This is a genomic window from Psychrobacillus sp. FSL K6-1464, from assembly GCF_038003145.1.
Taxonomy (GTDB): domain Bacteria; phylum Bacillota; class Bacilli; order Bacillales_A; family Planococcaceae; genus Psychrobacillus; species Psychrobacillus psychrotolerans.
The window spans coordinates 2,894,384-2,912,098 of record NZ_JBBOOP010000001.1; the positions used below are offsets into that span (position 1 = coordinate 2,894,384).

Sequence of the window (17,715 nt, forward strand, 5' to 3'; positions counted from 1 at the left end):
ATTAATATTGAAAATCATTATCAAGGAGGTTTTTATATGACAACAATAACTAAGAGTAAATCTACCCCATTATTTCTTGAAACCTTAAAGTCTCATATTGAATTGATCGCAGCTCTTTTCTCTGGGATACTAATCCTCATAGCTTGGCTGTTAGGAAACACCGAGCAAGAAACTGCATCAATTATTTTCTACTTACTTGCATTTATAATAGGTGGATATGCAAAAGCCAAAGAAGGTTTAATAGAAACATTTAAAGAAAAAGAACTAAATGTAGAATTACTGATGATACTTGCAGCAATAGGCTCATCCATCATTGGTTATTGGACGGAAGGTGCTATTCTAATATTTATATTCGCTGTAAGTGGTGCCCTTGAAACGTACACGATGAATAAAAGCAAAAAGGAAATTTCCTCTCTTATGGAGCTCCAACCCGATGAAGCGTTGCGTTTAAATAATGATGGCACTAGCTCTCGTGTTGCAGTAAGTGAACTTTTAGTAGGCAATCACTTAATTGTAAAGCCAGGTGAACGAATTCCTGCAGATGGTAAAATACTAAGCGGAACTACTGTGGTTGACGAGTCTGCTATAAGTGGCGAGTCAATCCCTGTAACTAAACAATTAAATGATGAACTTTTCGCAGGAACTGTTAATATGAGCGGTGCTATTACGATGGAAATGACGAAGGATAACAAGGACTCGCTATTCCAAAAAATTATTAATCTTGTGCAAACAGCTCAAGATGAAAAATCTCCTGCTCAACAGTTTATCGAACGCTTTGAAAGTACGTATGTGAAAGTGGTTCTAATTTCAGTAGCATTTATGCTGTTCCTTCCCCACTACCTACTTGAATGGGACTGGAACACCACATTCTATCGCGCAATGGTTTTATTGGTAGTGGCATCTCCTTGTGCTCTGGTCGCTTCAATCATGCCAGCCACTTTAGCAGCAATTTCGAACGGTGCTAAAATGGGGATATTATTTAAAGGTGGAGTACATTTAGAAAACATCAGTGAGATGAAAGCAATCGCATTAGACAAAACTGGTACATTAACAACCGGGAAACCCGTTGTAACAGATTATTTAGTTAGACCAGATTTAGATAGAATAGCTACTTTAACAAAACTTGCAACTATTGAAGGTCAATCCAATCATCCACTAGCTCAGGCACTTACAGCCTTTGCAAAATCTGAAGGTGTAGGAAATTTACCCCTTATTCCTATTGAAGACAAACCTGGATTTGGAATACAAGCTACTATCGATGGAGAGACAATACTAGTTGGAAAACCGGACTTTGTTGATAGGAAAGATGCCTTTGCCTTTCAAAATGGTATCGCTATTACACTTGCTGAAGAAGGAAAAACAGTTATCTTTATGCGAGATGAAAAAGGAATAGCTGCAGTCGCTGCATTAAAAGATACGGTCCGTGAAGAAGCAAAGGCTGCGATTAAACAACTTCAATCCCTTGGTATTAAAACGGTAATGCTTACAGGGGACAATGAAAAGACTGCAAGTGTCATCGCAAAAGAGGCTGGTATTGACCAATATATTGCAGAGTGTTTACCAGAAACTAAAGTGAAGCATATGAAAGAATTACTACAGCAACATAAGTTTGTTGGGATGGTTGGAGATGGTATAAATGATGCTCCAGCACTTGCAACAGCAACTACTGGATTTGCCATGGGAGAAGGTACAGATGTGGCACTAGAAACCGCTGACATTATACTAATGAAAAATGATTTATCTAAAATTGCGTACGCAGTGAAGATGTCACGTAAAATGCGACGTATCGTTAAGCAAAATATCGTATTTTCCGTAACGGTAATCGCCCTACTCATTGTCTCTAATTTCCTTCAAGTAGTAGATCTTCCATTAGGAGTTATTGGTCATGAAGGCAGTACCATATTAGTTATATTAAATGGATTACGTATGTTGAATCGAAATATATAGGAGAACTTAAAAAGAAACAGAAGACCACGTTTATACGTGTCCTTCTGTTTCTTTTTTTCTTAATGCTATTTTACGTTCCTGCATAACTGCATTTATTTGACCGCCAACCAACAAAATATTCCCTGATATATATAACCATAACATTAATACGATGATTCCCCCGATACTTCCATAGGTGGACGAATAGTTAGAGAAATTACTAACATAGAAAGAGAATCCTAATGATACTAGAAGCCAACCAATGGCTGCAAAAGCAGCTCCTGGTAATACACTTCTTAAGAATAGTTTTGTATTCGGGACAATCCAATATAATGCGATTAAAACGATAAACATGATTAATGGACTAATCGTCCACCTTAAATTATTCCAAAGCGTTACAAAACTTTCTTCAAACCCAAAGTATGAGAAGAGAATTGTTCCGATTTGCTGACCAAAGACTGGTAATACGAGTGCTACTACAAACAACATAATCATTAATAACGTAAACACGATAGATAATAGTCGAACAATTATAAAGGGTCTTGTTTCTTCCAATCTATATGAAAGATTTAACGACTTAACTATTGCATTCACTCCATTAGAAGCAGACCATATCGTACCAATGATCCCGATGGATAATAGCCCACCATTTCTATTTGTAAGAACTTCAGATAACGTATCACTAATAAGGATATATACTTCCTGTGGCGCGATGTTCTCTAATAGACGGAAGACTTGCGCCTCGTCTATATTTAAGTACGGCAACAAAGTAACTATGAAAATTAGTAAGGGAAATAAAGATAATAGAAAGAAGTAGGCTAACTGAGCTGCTAATCCAGCAATATCTGTTTTTTGAATATGTTGTATTAAATGCTTTATGTATCCCGACCATGTTGTAAGATCATGGTGCACGTCTTGCTTTTCCTTCTTCTTTATATTAAGAAATTTTAACTTCTCGTACCAACTACTATTTGAGGATGAAGGGTTCGCATGTTCTTCAGTCTTATGAAATTCTTTCACTTCATCCTCTCCTTTCGTTATGGCCATTACTTTTTTGGTTCAAAAATACTTTTTTCTTCTTGTTCAGGAACTACGATTGATTTGTATTCTTCTTTTGATTGGGAAAATGCATCTTTTGTATCTGTAAATAAAGTTTTAACCTGAGGCGTTATTTCTTTAGCCTCGTTCACTTTTTCTGTTAAATACATAGCATCCGATGAAAATTGATCATAGACAGACTTCCACTTTGTTATTTGCTGTTCAATATTGTTTTTTAACTCTTCTCTATTTTTGCTGTAATACTTAATTTCATTTCGTACGTATCTTGTTTTGTTCATAACTGAATCTCTAGTTTTTCTATCTAGTAGGGTGATTGCTCCCCCCACAACTGCTCCATATAAAATGCCTTTTACAAATTTATTTTCACTCATCCGAATTACCTCCAAGTTTAACTATATAGATGATTTAATTATACCCTCAGTAAAAAAGAATCAAACAATAATTTTATATATTTAAAAAATATCCTTGACTAGAACTCATAATTTTACGAATATTGTAACAAGGATAAATAATTTGAAAGGATGATAGAGTTCATTTTAAAAAACTTGGAGGTTCTTGTCGATGGAAAAATTAAATGAGTTTTTAGGTTCCGTTTCAACTTTTTTATGGGGTATCCCACTTCTTGTATTAATAGTAGGTACAGGTATTTATTTGACAGTGCGTTTAGGAATTTTACAATTACGCTTGTTACCTGCTGCTTTAAAGCAAGTTTTCTCCAAAAACCATGATAAGTCAGCAGAAGGAGATATTTCACAGTTTCAAGCTCTTACGACTGCACTGGCTGCAACAGTGGGAACTGGTAATATTGTTGGAGTTGCCACTGCTATAGTTCTAGGTGGACCAGGAGCAGTATTTTGGATGTGGGTTTCCGCATTCTTCGGGATGGCAACAAAATATGGAGAGGCCGTACTAGCAGTTAAGTATCGAGTAAAAGATGCGAATGGCGAAATGGCCGGCGGACCTATGTACTATTTAGAGCATGGCTTAAAACAAAAGTGGCTAGCTGTTTTATTCGCAATTTTTGGAGCAATTGCGGCATTCGGTATTGGTAACGGTACACAATCGAATTCCGTTGCTGGAGTAGTTAATGCTACATTTGGTATTGATAATTGGATAACAGGAATTGTACTAACTGTATTTGCTGCTTTAGTTATTTTAGGTGGTATTAAATCTATCGGTAAGGTTACGGCAATTTTTGTTCCTGTAATGGCTATATTCTATGTAGCTGCTGGATTAATAGTCATGGTTATGAATGTTACTGCAATACCTGAAGCTTTTGCTACGATTTTCAAAATGGCGTTCTCTGGTGAAGCCGCTGCAGGCGGAGCAATCGGTGCCGCTATTCGTTACGGGATAGCTCGTGGAGTTTTCTCCAATGAGGCTGGTTTAGGGTCTGCTCCTATTGCGGCTGCTGCTGCAAAAACAGATCTTGCAGGTAGACAAGGACTTATCTCCATGACACAGGTGTTCTTTGATACATTTATCATTTGTTCGATTACTGGTATTACAATTGTTATGTCAGGTATATATACGGATAAAAGCTTAGCTGCAAATGAAATTACAACCGGAGCATTCGGCCACTTCTTAGGTGACCTCGGACCAATCGTAGTGGCAATTGGATTGATATTCTTTGCTTCTTCTACCATTATCGGATGGGCGTATTATGGCGAGAAATGTTTCCAATATTTATTTAAAAATCCTTCTCTTCTAATTGTATATCGTATTGCTTTTGTTTTGATGGTATTTGTTGGGTCAGTTATTTCTCTAGATTTAATCTGGACGTTCTCTGATATTACCAATGCATTAATGGCAATTCCTAACTTAATAGGTCTTCTAGGACTGTCTGGAGTAATTATTTATGAAACGAAGAAAATCCAGGAGAAATTAAAAGAAGAAAAAGAGGCATCAAAATCTATTTAGTGTTTGACATTGTAGGCGTAGCGTGAAATGATAATTCTAATGTATGAAAGGCAGGTTACTAAGAATGGATCTATCACAACCCTCAGCGGAAAATGTAACGTATATGATTGAAACAATTAAAGAGAAGCTTCGTATGGTCAATGTAGACGCAATGAGAGCAGAAGACTTTAATGCAACACAATATGAAGATCTTGTTTACTTATATGAAATGGTAAAAAAACGAGATACTTTTAGTCCAAGTGAAATGCAAGCAATCGCATCTGAACTAGGAAACTTACGTAAATAATCATATGATAATGGTTGACCATGAATTCGTTCATGGTCAACTTTTTTATTTTATTCCATTTAAGAGATCAAGGAAGAATTAAGGCCTATTACCACTAGATAGCCATTTACTTGCTCTTGATGGAGATTTACTTTCGGAAAGAATAATTTATCCATTTATATTTCAAATGTTTCCCATAAGAAAAACCGAGCAAAATACGCCCGGTCCTTTAAAAACAAATACGGAGTTTGCCATTTATTTCTGCTCCGAGCGACGCTTTCCGTGGGCTCGCCTTTGTTCTCTGCATGTAACGTAAATCAGTAGTATTATTCATTCTTAAATACTCTGCAAATCAAGTGTTCATACTGTATTTTTATATACTTTCTTATTTTGTAAAAAAGGGCTATCTATTGTCTTCTTCCGACAATAGATAGCCCTTATGATTATAGGTTATTTAACTCAACTGCAATTTTAGATCCAACTCGAGCATTATTATAAACTAGTTCGATGTTAGCCTCTAAAGATTTACCTTCTGTTAGCTCTTTTACTTTACCTAGCATGAATGGAGTTACGTCTTTTCCTTTGATGCCATTTGCTTCAGCTTCCTGTAAAGCAGTTTGGATAATCGAGTTAATATAAGAGTCTTCTAAAGAATGTTCTGTTGGGATAGGGTTTGCAATTACTGCTCCTCCATCTAACTTAAGATCCCATTTAGCTTTTAACATTTCTGCTACTTCTTTTTCGCTGTTTAAACGGAAATCCGCATTGAATTCACTTGTCGTTGTATAAAATGCTGGGAATGAGTCAGTTTTGTAGCCTACAACTGGAACACCTTTTGTTTCTAAGTACTCTAGAGTTAAACCGATATCTAGAATAGATTTTGCTCCTGCACAAACTACTGCAACGTTTGTATTTGCTAGTTCTTCTAAATCAGCCGAGATATCCATCGTCGTTTCTGCGCCTCTATGCACCCCGCCAATTCCACCTGTAACAAATAGCTTAATGCCGGCCATTTCTGCACAAATCATTGTCGTTGCTACTGTAGTTGCACCAATTTCTTTTGAAGATACAACGTATGCAAGATCTCGTCTAGAAGTTTTTCGTGCATTTTTGCTAGTTCCTAGTGTTTCTAATTCTTCATCAGATAAACCGATTTTAATCTTCCCGTCCATGATAGCAATAGTCGCTGGAACGGCACCATTGTCACGTACAATTTGTTCTACTTTTCTAGCTGTTTCTACATTCTGAGGGTATGGCATACCGTGTGAGATAATCGTCGACTCTAGGGCTACTATAGCCTTTCCATCTTGCATACCTTTTGCTACTTCTTCTGAATAAGTGATATATTGTTTCATTTTATAAATTCCTCCATCTCATTAGTTAAATTATTTCTGGAAAGTTCTGTTCTTACCGTTTCGCTTGAACGAATTGTATTACTGGCATTTAACATACCTGTTTGTATTGCAGTTGAAATAACATCACCATTTAACCATGCATATAAAGTTGCGGATACAAATGCATCTCCTGCTCCTGTTACATCAATTACATTCTCCACTAGTATTGCTGGAAAATGCGACGTTTCCATATCACTACCTGCATACATGATGCCCTGGCTCCCCCAAGTTATAGCTACATGAGAAATACCTTTTTGCACAAATAGTCTTGTGGCTTTTTCCCAAGATTCCTTATCGTTAATGCTCACACCTAAATACGTTTCTGCCTCATCTTTATTGGTGATTAACCACTCAATCCCCTCTAAGGATTCAGGCATTCTATCCATTTTCGGGGAAGATACAGGTATTAAAGCAAGCGGTATATTATGTCCAATAGAGACACTTCGGATATATTCTATTACTTCTTTCGAACAGTTCATGTCTATAATGATTAGCTGTGCATTGGTCAAATGAGCTTCGTGTTTCTTTAAATAATCCACAGTTAACTGTTCATAAATATCCATATTAGCTAAAGCAAGGAGCATTTCTCCATTCGAATCTAACACTGCGGAATATGTTCCAGTTGTGTAATTTGGTAACTTTTCGACTGAAAATAAATTCATCCAATGACTAGAGGCTTTTTCAATCGCTTCGTATTCCATATCGGTTCCTACAACAGACAACAAGCGTACAGATTGTCCTAGTCTACCTAAGTTTTCTGCAATATTCCTTGCAACCCCTCCTACACTTTGTATGCTGGATGTAGGATTGGATGTACCCATTTGGAGTTTATTATTCAATGTATATTTTCTATCTACATTTGCTCCGCCTATGCAAATAATTTCTTTATTCTCAGGTAATATATACGCTCTTCCTGTAATATTCCCATTTTTGATTAATTGGGAGATTATATTCGCAACGGCAGGTCGAGACATTTTTAATTCATTTGCTATTTCCATTTGAGAAGCATACGGGTTTTCTCGCAAGTACTTTAAAATACTTGTTTCTTTTGAATTCATTTACTTTCCACCTCCTCACCTTTTTAAACTTTTGTTTTAATTATAAACTTTTGTTTTAAGAAGTCAAATAAAAACTGACAACCATTAATATAGTTGTCAGTTTCAGACTGTAGACAAACCCAAACTCAATTCTAGGTGTATAGAGTAGAATATTAAACTCGGCAAGGTCCACCACTTCGCTTTCCGTGGGCTTGGCTTCAGCCTCCTCGTCACTATGTTCCTGCGGGGGCTTCAGCTCAAGCTATTCCCACTGGAGTCTTCGTGGTGGCCCTTGCCTTATAAACAGTTCCAATAGAGTAATCGATATCTTACTTTTAATAAGATGAATAACCATCCTTAGGAACATTTTTTACTATTCATAACCGTTTATAAAAATACCTCTGTGTCCAAACTCAAACTGACAACCATTAATATAGTTGTCAGTTTCTCTAAATTACTCAGGTTTATCGTTTAATGTACCATCTTCTAAAACACGTGGTTGAATGAGTACTTCAACTCTTCTATTTTTTGCTCTATTTGCTGGAGTATCATTTGCAGCTACAGGTTTAAATTCACCGTAACCCTTCGCACTAAAATATAGAGGATCTATTGTATTGTTACCTGCTAATATTTTTAGGAAGTTTACTGAACGCATTACACTCAGCTCCCAGTTAGAAGAATACTCACTACTAGAGATCGGAATATTGTCTGTATGACCAGTAATAACTACATTTCTTGGTGGATCAAACACTAATAAATCAGAAATATCTTCTGCAATTTGACGATATTCCCCTTTTACTTCGGCTTCCCCAGTATCAAATAAGATACTATCTCTTATAGTTACAAGTAATCCTTCATCCGTAAGTTTCGTAATAAATTGTTTTTCAAGTGCATTTACTGCTATATATTCATCGACACTATCTTGAATTTCGGACAGTGCTTGCTGATCTTCCAAATAAGCCGTACTCTCTCCGTCTTCTCCCTTGCCTGAATCGTTAGGAGTATCAGGCATTTCCACCGGAGACGGTTGTTCAAAAATACCAGTCCCACCATTAAGAACTTGATTAAACGCTTGAGACATTTGTTCCAGTTTTTGCTGATCTACTGAACTAGTAGCAAATAACACGATAAATAATGCTAATAATAAGGTTAAAACATCCGAGTATGGAAGAAGCCATGCTTCACTTACTTCCTCTTCATGCTTATGTTTTTTATGCTTCTTTGCCAAGGCCAGCCTCCCCGCTTTCATCTAAAACTTTTTTACGCTCAGACATAGATAAGTAGGAAGCTAGTTTTTGTTCAATAACTCGCGGAGCATCTCCTTCTAATACAGAAAGTATCCCTTCTAGCATCATTGTCTTTTGTCTAACTTCTTGTTTCGATTTACGTTTTAATTTATTTGCAAATGGATGCCATAAAACATATCCAGTGAAAATACCTAAAAGAGTTGCGACAAAGGCTGCAGAAATAGCATGAGCTAGTTTATCAATATCACTCATATCACTTAAAGCAGCTATTAAACCTACTACTGCTCCAAGTACACCAAGCGTTGGAGCATATGTACCAGCTTGAGTAAAAATTTGAGCTCCACCAGAATGTCTTTCCTCTAGTGCGTCAATTTCCTCTGTTAACACATCTCGAATATAGTCTGCATTTTGTCCATCTATTGCTAATGTAAGGCCATTTTTTAAAAATGGATCTTCTACATCTGTTGTTTTACTTTCAAGGGCTAATAATCCTTCTCGTCTTGCTAAATCTGCCCAACTGGAAAACATTTTAATAACTTCAACATCTGGTACTAGTTTTGTTTCTTTAAATATAACGCCAAAAATCTTAGGTATTCTTTTTAATTCGTTCATTGGGAATCCAATAACTATTGTTGCAATCGTACCGAAAATGATGATTAAGATTGCTGCAGGATTTAATAATGCACCTACGGTAACACCTTTCATAATCATCCCAACAAATAACGATACAAATCCTATTATTAAACCAAAAACTGTAGACTTATCCATTCAACTTCCCCCACATTCTATTTCTCTACTTTATTTCGGCTATTATCATATATTATTAATAAAATTTACCCGAATGTTTAATTAAATTTCTTAATTATGAACAAATTTTTACTAATAGACAAATTTGAATATTGATAATACATGTTCAATACTGATACTATGGAGATAATAATAGAAAGGAAGTATCTAAATGACATCTTTCAACACAAAACTAGAAAATTACGCTTCTCTTGTTGTAGAAGTAGGAGTTAACATTCAGCCTGGTCAAAATTTATTTATTGCCGCTTCAACGGATAGTGTGCAACTTGTTCGATTAATTACTAAAAAAGCATACATAGCCGGAGCTAAACAAGTATTCGTAGATTTAACAGACGATGAGATTACTCGTCTTCGATATGAACTGGCACCCGAGGATTCGTTTGATTTCTTCCCATCTTGGAAAGCACAAGAAAAAGAACTATTAGCTGATGGTGGTGCAGCATTTATAAGTGTTGTCAGCCAAAGTCCCGACCTATTAAAAGGCATGGATTCTTCTAAAATTTCAGCATTCCAAAAAGCTGCTGGTCAAGCTCTGAGCAAGTATCGTCAATATGTGCAATCCGATAAAATAAGTTGGTCAGTAATTGCATCTCCATCTACAGCTTGGGCTAAAAAGGTATTCCCTGAGCTATCAGAAGAGGAACAAGTACCCGCATTATGGGAAGCAATCTTCCAAGCGGTTCGTGCGGATGTTGCTAACCCAACGCAAGCATGGATTGACCACGATAACCTTTTACACACGAAAGTAGATTATCTAAACGAAAAAAATTATCAAAAGCTTCATTATACTGCTCCAGGTACGGACTTAACTATTGAATTACCAAAGGGTCATTTATGGTGTGGAGCTGGCAGCACAAACGAAAAAGGATTTTCTTTCATGGCTAACATGCCTACGGAAGAAGTATTCTCTGTCCCAATGAAAACAGGCGTTAATGGTTATGTAGCAAGTACGAAGCCATTAAGCTATGGTGGAAATATTATTGATAATTTCACTATTACTTTTGAAAATGGTCGTATTGTTAAAGTGGTGGCAGAACAAGGTCAAGAAGTTCTGGAGAACTTAGTGGCAACGGACGAAGGGTCTCATTATTTAGGCGAAGTCGCACTTGTACCACATGACTCACCGATATCTAATTCAAATCTATTATTTTACAACACTCTTTTTGATGAAAATGCATCTAACCATCTAGCAATCGGAAGTGCATATGCTTTCTGTTTAGAAGGTGGTAAAAAAATGAGTCGTGAAGAACTAGCAGAAAATGGATTAAACGAAAGTATTACACATGTTGATTTCATGATTGGTTCAGATAAAATGGATATTGACGGTATAAAAGAAGATGGGACTACAGAGCCAATATTCCGTAATGGGAACTGGGCATTTTAATTGTTAACTATAATTCAATATTTTACTAGTTACTATTCTTTCGAATTTGGGTTATAATCAAATAAACAAGACTAGTGAGGTGTTTAATAATGGCTTTATTCATATCTACAGTACTTGGATTTTCTGTAGTAATGGGAATCGTTGGTTATGCGATTTTACATTTCTTCGGAAAAGGCATGAATTCAAAAGATTCTACTACGATAGATCCAAAACCTTTTCAATAATACCAAAAACAACCGTCGAGTAAGCTGACGGTTGTTTTTTTATATGTTATGTTATCTCTTTTTGTTCTCAAATTAGCTACAAAACTATTACAAAGAGATGACAAACCAATACTATTCGTTTATTTTTGTGTCCCTCTCTATTTCTATTGACCTAAAATCTGATGAAATATATGTAAAATACCATAATGTGACAAATGGCAAACCTCTGTTTATCTATTATACTTATTTAGTACGATTGGAATAGGAGGAAGACAAATGTTTTCAAACTCACATATTGGAATAGATTTAGGCACAGCAAATACATTAGTTTATACAAAAAGCAAAGGCTTGTTAATAGATGAACCTACTATAGTAGCAGTAAATACTAAAACTCGTGAAATTGTAGCTTTTGGTGAAGAGGCAAAAAAAATGGTTGGCAAGACTCCCACTTCTATTGAGGTAATACGTCCTCTAAAAGATGGCGTAATTGCCGATTTTGATATTACAACTCAATTATTAAAACTTATTATGCAAAAAGCAGGAAAAAAACTTGGCACTTCTTTGAGAAAACCAACTGTTGTTGTATGTACTCCATCTGGTGCAACCTCTGTTGAACGAAGAGCTATACAAGATGCCGTAAGACAAAGTGGAGCAAAGGAAGTTCAGTTAATGGAAGAACCTGTTGCAGCTGCAATCGGTGCTGGTCTGCCTGTAGATGAACCAGTGGCAAGTATGATTGTGGATATTGGTGGAGGTACTACGGAAGTGGGTATTATTTCTTTCGGTGGTGTTGTCGCATCTAATACAGTAAAGGCTGCTGGAGATCGTATGGATGAAGCGATTATTCACTTTGTCCGAAAAGAATATAATGTAATAATTGGCGAACCTACCGCTGAGCTTATTAAGATGACTATTGGACATGCTTTAGTTCCCCATGCAGTAGAACAAATGCAAGTTACCGGGAGAGATGTAGTGAGTGGATTACCAAAGACCATTTATCTATCGTCTACTCAAGTTCAAGGAGTTTTAACAGAATCACTGGAAACAATTTTAGAAGCAATTCGCGCTACGTTGGAAACTTGCCCGCCTGAACTTGCTGGAGATATCGTCGATCACGGGGTAATACTAACTGGTGGTGGAGCACTACTAAAAGGTATTTCCGAATGGTTAACTCAGGTCATTGAAGTTCCAGTTCACCTCGCACCGGAGCCATTACAATCTGTTGCTATTGGGACAGGGAAATCCTATATTGTCTCAGACCGAAAACAAAAACTAGCGAAATAAAATAAAGTTCACTTAATGGTTTCTAGACCTTAAAATATAAAAATACCTAATGAAAAAGCAAAATACTGTTCATTCAGATGAACAACATTTTGCTTTTTTGTATACTATTAAATTGAATAGGAAGTACTAAGTATTAAATAAAGCAATTATCTTTCATTTCCTATAAAATATAATTATAACCTAAAGGAGGAATACGATGCCAAGCTTACAAGAAATTCTAACTTACAATGATCATTTTGTAGAAAGTAAACTTTACGAACCTTTTTTAACTACAAAGTTTCCAAACAAACGAATTGTTATTTTAACTTGTATGGATACAAGACTCACAGAAATGCTTCCAAAATCCATGAATTTTAAAAATGGCGATGTCAAAATCGTTAAAAGTGCTGGCGCAATTATCAACCATCCATTTGGTGGAATCATGCGTAGTCTTATGGTAGCTGTTTATGAGCTTCAGGCCGATGAGATATATGTAATTGGTCATCATGATTGTGGAATGAGTGCTATACAAACCGATAAAATGATTGATAAAATGATTACACGTGGGGTAGATCCTCGTGTATTAGATACGCTTAAAAATTCTGGCGTGGACTTAGAAAAATGGTTGGAAGGTTTTTCTAACGTAGAAAGTAGTGTCTTACATAGTGTTGAAATGATTCGTAATCACCCGCTTATGCTTCCGGAAATCCCTGTTCATGGTCTAATTATAGATCCAGAAACCGGGCGTCTAGATTTAGTGACTGATGGGAATATCGACAAGAAATAAACTATTTCCCGGGAAATCGACAGGGAGACTTACAAAATAATGAATTCTAAAGAAAACCCACCTATTCATGAAAAATGAATAAGTGGGTTTTAAGTTTGTTAAATATCTTCTTCTGTTAAGGATGCATAGATAAAATGATCCTGCCATTTACCATTGATATAAAGTAGTTTTCGTAGTAATCCCTCTTGGTTGAAGCCATTTTTCTCTAATACTTTAATAGAACCAGGGTTATTTGGAGATACATATGCTTCAATACGATTTAGTTGGACATGCTCAAATCCGAATATTTTCACAAGGTGAACCGCTTCAGAAGCAATCCCTTTTCCAATATTGGATTCGTCCATAGAATATCCGATAAGCCCACTAGAAAAAGGCATTCTTTTAATACTGTATAAGGATACACTACCAATCATTTTGTCTGACTGATGTTCAAAAATCCCGAAGCTATACTCTCTTTTTTCCTTTGAGAGCATAAGAGATTCCCGAATTTTCTCCCGTTGGACAGAAGTAGTATAATAATCATCCCGATGCAGCGGTTCATAAACAGACCAATACATCTTATTGCGATAAGTCAGATCCGCTAGAGCTGGTGCATCTTTCGTATTTAATGTTCGTAAATAACATGTATCTCCTTCTAGATAAATCAAACACCTTCACCCTTTTGCGTTAGTCAATTGAATAAACTCTTTAACATCTTGGATACATAGATCAATTCCTTTTATCCAAAATGCTTCTTGAGTAATGTCTTCATTTAAATGTTTCATCGCTAAGTCTTCTACCGACATTACTGCCGTATCTTGCAATAATGCAATGTACTTCTCTTCAAAGTTCGCACCCTCACTTATAGCTTTAGCATAGATACTTAAAGAGAATAAGTAACCAAATGTATATGGGAAGTTATAGAATGGTACTCCCGTTATATAGAAATGCAGTTTAGATGCCCAGAAATGAGGATGTGTTGTATCTAATGCATCCCCGTATGCTTCCTGTTGAGCTGCAACCATTAAATCATTCAAACGAGCAGCAGATACTATTCCATTTTTACGTTCCTCATAAAATCTAGTTTCAAATAAGAACCTAGCATGGATATTCATAAAAAATGCTACACTACGTTGAATTTTGTCTTCTAGTAAAGCAATTTTTTCGTCATCAGTTGTTGCTTCCTTTACAGCAGCATCGGCAACTATCATTTCAGCAAATGTGGATGCAGTTTCCGCAACACCCATGGCATATTGACGGTTCATCCAATGTACTGGTCTTAAAGCATATGAATGGAAGGCATGACCCAATTCATGAGCTAACGTAGAAACATTGGACATAGACCCACTATACGTCATGAAAATGCGTGATTCCTCTGATACAGGCATTCCTGTACAAAATCCTCCTGGACGCTTGTTTGGACGATCCTCTGCTTCAATCCAACCTTTTTCAAACGCATTTCTTGAAAATGACTCTAACTTTGGTCCAAATTCTTTAAAATGTTTTAATATAAACTCAGCACCTTGTTGATAATCCATTTTCTCTGTAGAAGTACTCACGGGTGCTTCTAAGTCGTACCAATGCATTTGTTTTTCGCCTAGCATTGCCGATTTTTTGTTTAAGTATTCTACGAATGGAGCTTTATTTTTAGAGATAGCTCCCCACATTGCATCTAGTGTTTGTTCACTCATACGATTAATATGAAGAGGCTCTTCTAAAACAGAATTCCATCCTCTTTTTTCATAAACTGCAAGGCGGAAGCCAGCAATATGATTCAATGTTTTTGCAAAGAACTCCTCTTTATCTGTCCAAGCAGCTTCAAGTGCTTCAAATGATTCTTTTCGAATCGTTGCATCTTCATGGGAGCTCAGATTATTAACCTGTCCAACTGACATTTCTTTTACTTCTCCATCTATTGTAAGTTTAATACGAATATCACCTACAAGTAAATCATAAAGTTGTCCCCATGAATGATAGCCATCTACCTCAAGTTTAGTAATTATGTCTTCCTCTTTTTCAGAAAGCATTCTTTTTGCTTCTTCTCTCCATTCATTCAACACAAATGCAAATGAAGAAAGCTCAGGTGTTTGAAGTAGATCTTCCCATACAGATTCCTCTGTTTTACTTAGCACTTGTTGAATTGTGAGCATTTGAGAAGAGAATCTAGCATAAAGTGACCCTATCTCACCTTCTAATAATGCTGCCTGCTTATCAGTTGTATCCTGTGCCATAAAGCAACCTATTACTGCTCCAGCTTCAGATAAATTTGTTGCGATATCTTTTAATTGTTCTATTGTTTGCTCAATAACGGAGACATCTGCTATAGATGTCGGTGAGTTAAAGTCTTGGAGTTTTGCGTCAAAACTGCTTAGCTTTCCTTTTACTTCATCCAAATGGCTTCTTAAAGATGGAGAGCTACTGCCCCCTTCAAAAAAGCGATCAAGATCCCATACAACCGAATAAGTTTGTTCAATCATCTAAATATTCCTCCTATATTGACAATTATATTAGATTTCTAGTATATCATGTTTTCCTCATACAGATTGTCCCAATTTCGTCACATAACATTCATAATTCTAATTTGTTGTTGGTATATATCAAAGGTATACTTATTAAATAGAAGGAGGCAGCTGAATGTTTAAAATAATCCTTTTAATATTATTTTTTATATCTACTGTAATCGTTAAATTACTATCTATTCTACTTCCCATAAATGGTCAAACCAGTGGCGAGATTTTCAATAGACTTCCCGTCTTTTTTACTCCAGCAAATTATGTGTTTTACATATGGATTGTTATTTTCATCTCATTAGCTTGGTGGATTTGGAATATGATGAAAGATTACAAGTCTTCTCATCCTATCCCTACTAGACGCGTTCTATTATACGGGGCATCATCTGTGTTATATATTTTGAATATATTCAGTTGGCATTACGAACTATTTGGTTATGCTTTTGGTATTCTCACTGTCTTACTAAGCTGCTTGTTTAAATTATATTTAACCTATCCTTTAGATGATATAAATCGAAAAAATCGGTTACCAATTTCCTTCCTTTTAGGATGGACATTTATCAGTTTCTTCATAAATCTATCTTATCTCCTCACGTTTTATGAATTCGGTGGATTTGGTATGACAAAATCACTTTGGGGTGTTATCTTCTTAACCATTGCGACAGCGATAGCTCTTCACTTCCGCTATCATTATTTTGATCGTCTTATGTCAGTTGTGTTTATCTGGACTTTCGTCGGGGTAGCAATCCAACACAACTTTAGTCAACTGCTCCTGACCTCAGCTTCTCTTTTCCTAAGCTGCGTCTTGGTCGTTGGGATAATTTTCCTTAAGAAAGGTTCCAGAACCCCTTAAGGTTTGGACAGACATTTTACAATATTAGAGGCTGTTTGTGGTAGTTGTCACAAACAGCCTCTCTTTTTTCGTTAAACATATTTATCTGTCTGTCTCCTACAACTTCAAGAAATAGTTAATGTATTTTTAAATAACTAGATCTAAATTTTTTCTAAGCGAGGAGGCTGAGGCAACGCCCATGGAAACCGCCCATCAGCCGAAAAATTACTATGAGCACTGACTTCGTAGTAGGTCATACTCATAAATTAAAAAACGCCTTCGAAAGAGTAAACTCTTGAAGGCGTTTTGTTTTAATCTAATTTAGTTAATAAAATTGGTGCACCTTTTGTGACAACAATTGTATGCTCAATCTGTGCTACTAAGGATTTATCAGGAGTGATAAATGTCCAACCATCACCTGATTCAACAATATGCTCTGCCTTCGCAGAAATAAATGGCTCAACTGCTAAAACCATTCCTTCTTTTAATATTGTTGGATCCCATGCATCATAATAATTCAATACATGTTGAGGAGCTTCATGAAGTGATTTCCCAATACCATGTCCAGTTAGGTTCATAATAACATGCAAGCCATTATCTTTGGCTTCTCTAGCTACTGCTTTACCAATTTGGTTCAATCGTGAACCTGCTTTAACTTTTAGCATTGCACGCTCAAATGCACTCTCAGCTACAGCACACAACTTCTCTTTCTCTTCATATCCTTCGCCTACGACAAAAGAAATTCCTGTGTCTGCAAAATAACCATCAAGTGATCCTGAAACGTCTATATTCACGATATCACCATCTTTTATAACACGAGCGCCTGGCATTCCATGAGCTACTTCCTCATTAACACTAATACAAGTATATCCCGGAAAATCGTATTCTCCCATTGGTCCAGAAATCGCGCCATGCTCTTTAAATAGCTTTCCGCCGATTTCATCTAACTCTTTCGTAGTCACACCAGGTTTAGTAGCAGCCTTCATTACATCTCGAATTTCTGCAACAATACGCCCTATTTTTTTTAATGCTACTAACTCTTCGTCAGTTTGTACAATCATCTTAACAAGATCCCTTCTTCACTAAATGTATTCTAATCATA

At 36.2% G+C, this 17,715-nt stretch carries 17 protein-coding genes; 8 read left to right on the forward strand and 9 right to left on the reverse strand.

The window, feature by feature from the left end; genetic code table 11:
- Positions 1-36: 36 nt before the first annotated feature.
- Positions 37-1,947 (forward strand): heavy metal translocating P-type ATPase, encoded by a 1,911-nt coding sequence (locus MKX39_RS14745; protein WP_340770057.1) that lies wholly within the window; start codon positions 37-39, stop codon positions 1,945-1,947.
- A 30-nt stretch (positions 1,948-1,977) separates the two neighbouring features.
- On the opposite strand, the gene MKX39_RS14750 is transcribed toward MKX39_RS14745, so the two are convergent.
- On the reverse strand, positions 1,978-2,946 hold the full coding sequence (locus MKX39_RS14750; RefSeq protein ID WP_340770059.1) for a YihY/virulence factor BrkB family protein: 969 nt from the start codon (positions 2,944-2,946) through the stop codon (positions 1,978-1,980).
- Positions 2,947-2,972: 26 nt separating this feature from the next.
- The gene (locus MKX39_RS14755) at positions 2,973-3,356 is read right to left on the reverse strand and encodes a hypothetical protein (RefSeq protein ID WP_093538154.1); all 384 of its coding nucleotides are present in this window, start codon (positions 3,354-3,356) and stop codon (positions 2,973-2,975) included.
- 190 nt (positions 3,357-3,546) lie between these two features.
- Between MKX39_RS14755 and MKX39_RS14760 the strand changes: the two genes are divergently transcribed.
- Complete coding sequence (locus MKX39_RS14760; protein ID WP_340770061.1) at positions 3,547-4,905, forward strand: alanine/glycine:cation symporter family protein; 1,359 nt, start codon at positions 3,547-3,549, stop codon at positions 4,903-4,905.
- A 64-nt stretch (positions 4,906-4,969) separates the two neighbouring features.
- A complete protein-coding gene (locus tag MKX39_RS14765; RefSeq protein ID WP_093538152.1) occupies positions 4,970-5,191 on the forward strand; it encodes a DUF1128 domain-containing protein in 222 nt (73 codons plus the stop codon).
- Between the two features lie 422 nt (positions 5,192-5,613).
- Here the strand turns inward: MKX39_RS14765 and MKX39_RS14770 are convergent, their stop codons facing one another.
- The 4 genes from MKX39_RS14770 to motA form a co-directional block, all read right to left on the reverse strand.
- Positions 5,614-6,525, reverse strand: a complete 912-nt coding sequence (locus MKX39_RS14770; protein ID WP_340770064.1) for a pseudouridine-5'-phosphate glycosidase — start codon at positions 6,523-6,525, stop codon at positions 5,614-5,616.
- Positions 6,522-7,622 (reverse strand): carbohydrate kinase, encoded by a 1,101-nt coding sequence (locus MKX39_RS14775; protein WP_340770066.1) that lies wholly within the window; start codon positions 7,620-7,622, stop codon positions 6,522-6,524. Before MKX39_RS14775 ends, MKX39_RS14770 begins: the two co-directional genes overlap by 4 nt.
- A 433-nt stretch (positions 7,623-8,055) precedes the next feature.
- Positions 8,056-8,829, reverse strand: a complete 774-nt coding sequence (gene motB / locus MKX39_RS14780) for a flagellar motor protein MotB (protein ID WP_093538150.1) — start codon at positions 8,827-8,829, stop codon at positions 8,056-8,058.
- Positions 8,813-9,616, reverse strand: coding sequence for a flagellar motor stator protein MotA (gene motA, locus MKX39_RS14785; RefSeq protein WP_093538149.1), 804 nt, complete (start codon positions 9,614-9,616; stop codon positions 8,813-8,815). The genes motB and motA overlap by 17 nt, the downstream gene beginning before the upstream one ends.
- A gap of 190 nt (positions 9,617-9,806) precedes the next feature.
- Here motA and MKX39_RS14790 point away from each other — a divergent pair, with 190 nt between their 5' ends.
- The 4 genes from MKX39_RS14790 (at position 9,807) to MKX39_RS14805 (ending at position 13,292) form a co-directional block, all read left to right on the forward strand.
- Positions 9,807-11,039, forward strand: a complete 1,233-nt coding sequence (locus MKX39_RS14790; RefSeq protein ID WP_340770070.1) for an aminopeptidase — start codon at positions 9,807-9,809, stop codon at positions 11,037-11,039.
- 89 nt (positions 11,040-11,128) lie between these two features.
- Positions 11,129-11,263 (forward strand): hypothetical protein, encoded by a 135-nt coding sequence (locus tag MKX39_RS14795; protein ID WP_281249761.1) that lies wholly within the window; start codon positions 11,129-11,131, stop codon positions 11,261-11,263.
- 255 nt (positions 11,264-11,518) lie between these two features.
- Positions 11,519-12,526, forward strand: a complete 1,008-nt coding sequence (gene mreBH / locus MKX39_RS14800) for a rod-share determining protein MreBH (RefSeq protein WP_093538147.1) — start codon at positions 11,519-11,521, stop codon at positions 12,524-12,526.
- A 196-nt stretch (positions 12,527-12,722) separates the two neighbouring features.
- Entirely contained in the window at positions 12,723-13,292 is a 570-nt protein-coding gene (locus tag MKX39_RS14805; protein WP_093538146.1) for a beta-class carbonic anhydrase, read from the forward strand.
- A gap of 98 nt (positions 13,293-13,390) precedes the next feature.
- Here MKX39_RS14805 and MKX39_RS14810 read toward each other — a convergent pair whose 3' ends face one another.
- Positions 13,391-13,939 carry a GNAT family N-acetyltransferase gene (locus MKX39_RS14810; protein WP_340770072.1) on the reverse strand — a complete coding sequence of 183 codons (549 nt, stop codon included), beginning with the start codon at positions 13,937-13,939 and terminating at the stop codon, positions 13,391-13,393.
- 6 nt (positions 13,940-13,945) lie between these two features.
- Positions 13,946-15,748: a M3 family oligoendopeptidase gene (locus MKX39_RS14815; RefSeq protein ID WP_340770074.1), complete on the reverse strand. Its 1,803-nt coding sequence runs from the start codon at positions 15,746-15,748 to the stop codon at positions 13,946-13,948.
- Between the two features lie 157 nt (positions 15,749-15,905).
- Between MKX39_RS14815 and MKX39_RS14820 the strand changes: the two genes are divergently transcribed.
- On the forward strand, positions 15,906-16,634 hold the full coding sequence (locus MKX39_RS14820) for a tryptophan-rich sensory protein (protein WP_340770076.1): 729 nt from the start codon (positions 15,906-15,908) through the stop codon (positions 16,632-16,634).
- Between the two features lie 290 nt (positions 16,635-16,924).
- Here the strand turns inward: MKX39_RS14820 and map are convergent, their stop codons facing one another.
- Entirely contained in the window at positions 16,925-17,674 is a 750-nt protein-coding gene (map, locus tag MKX39_RS14825; RefSeq protein ID WP_093538142.1) for a type I methionyl aminopeptidase, read from the reverse strand.
- Positions 17,675-17,715: the final 41 nt, after the last annotated feature.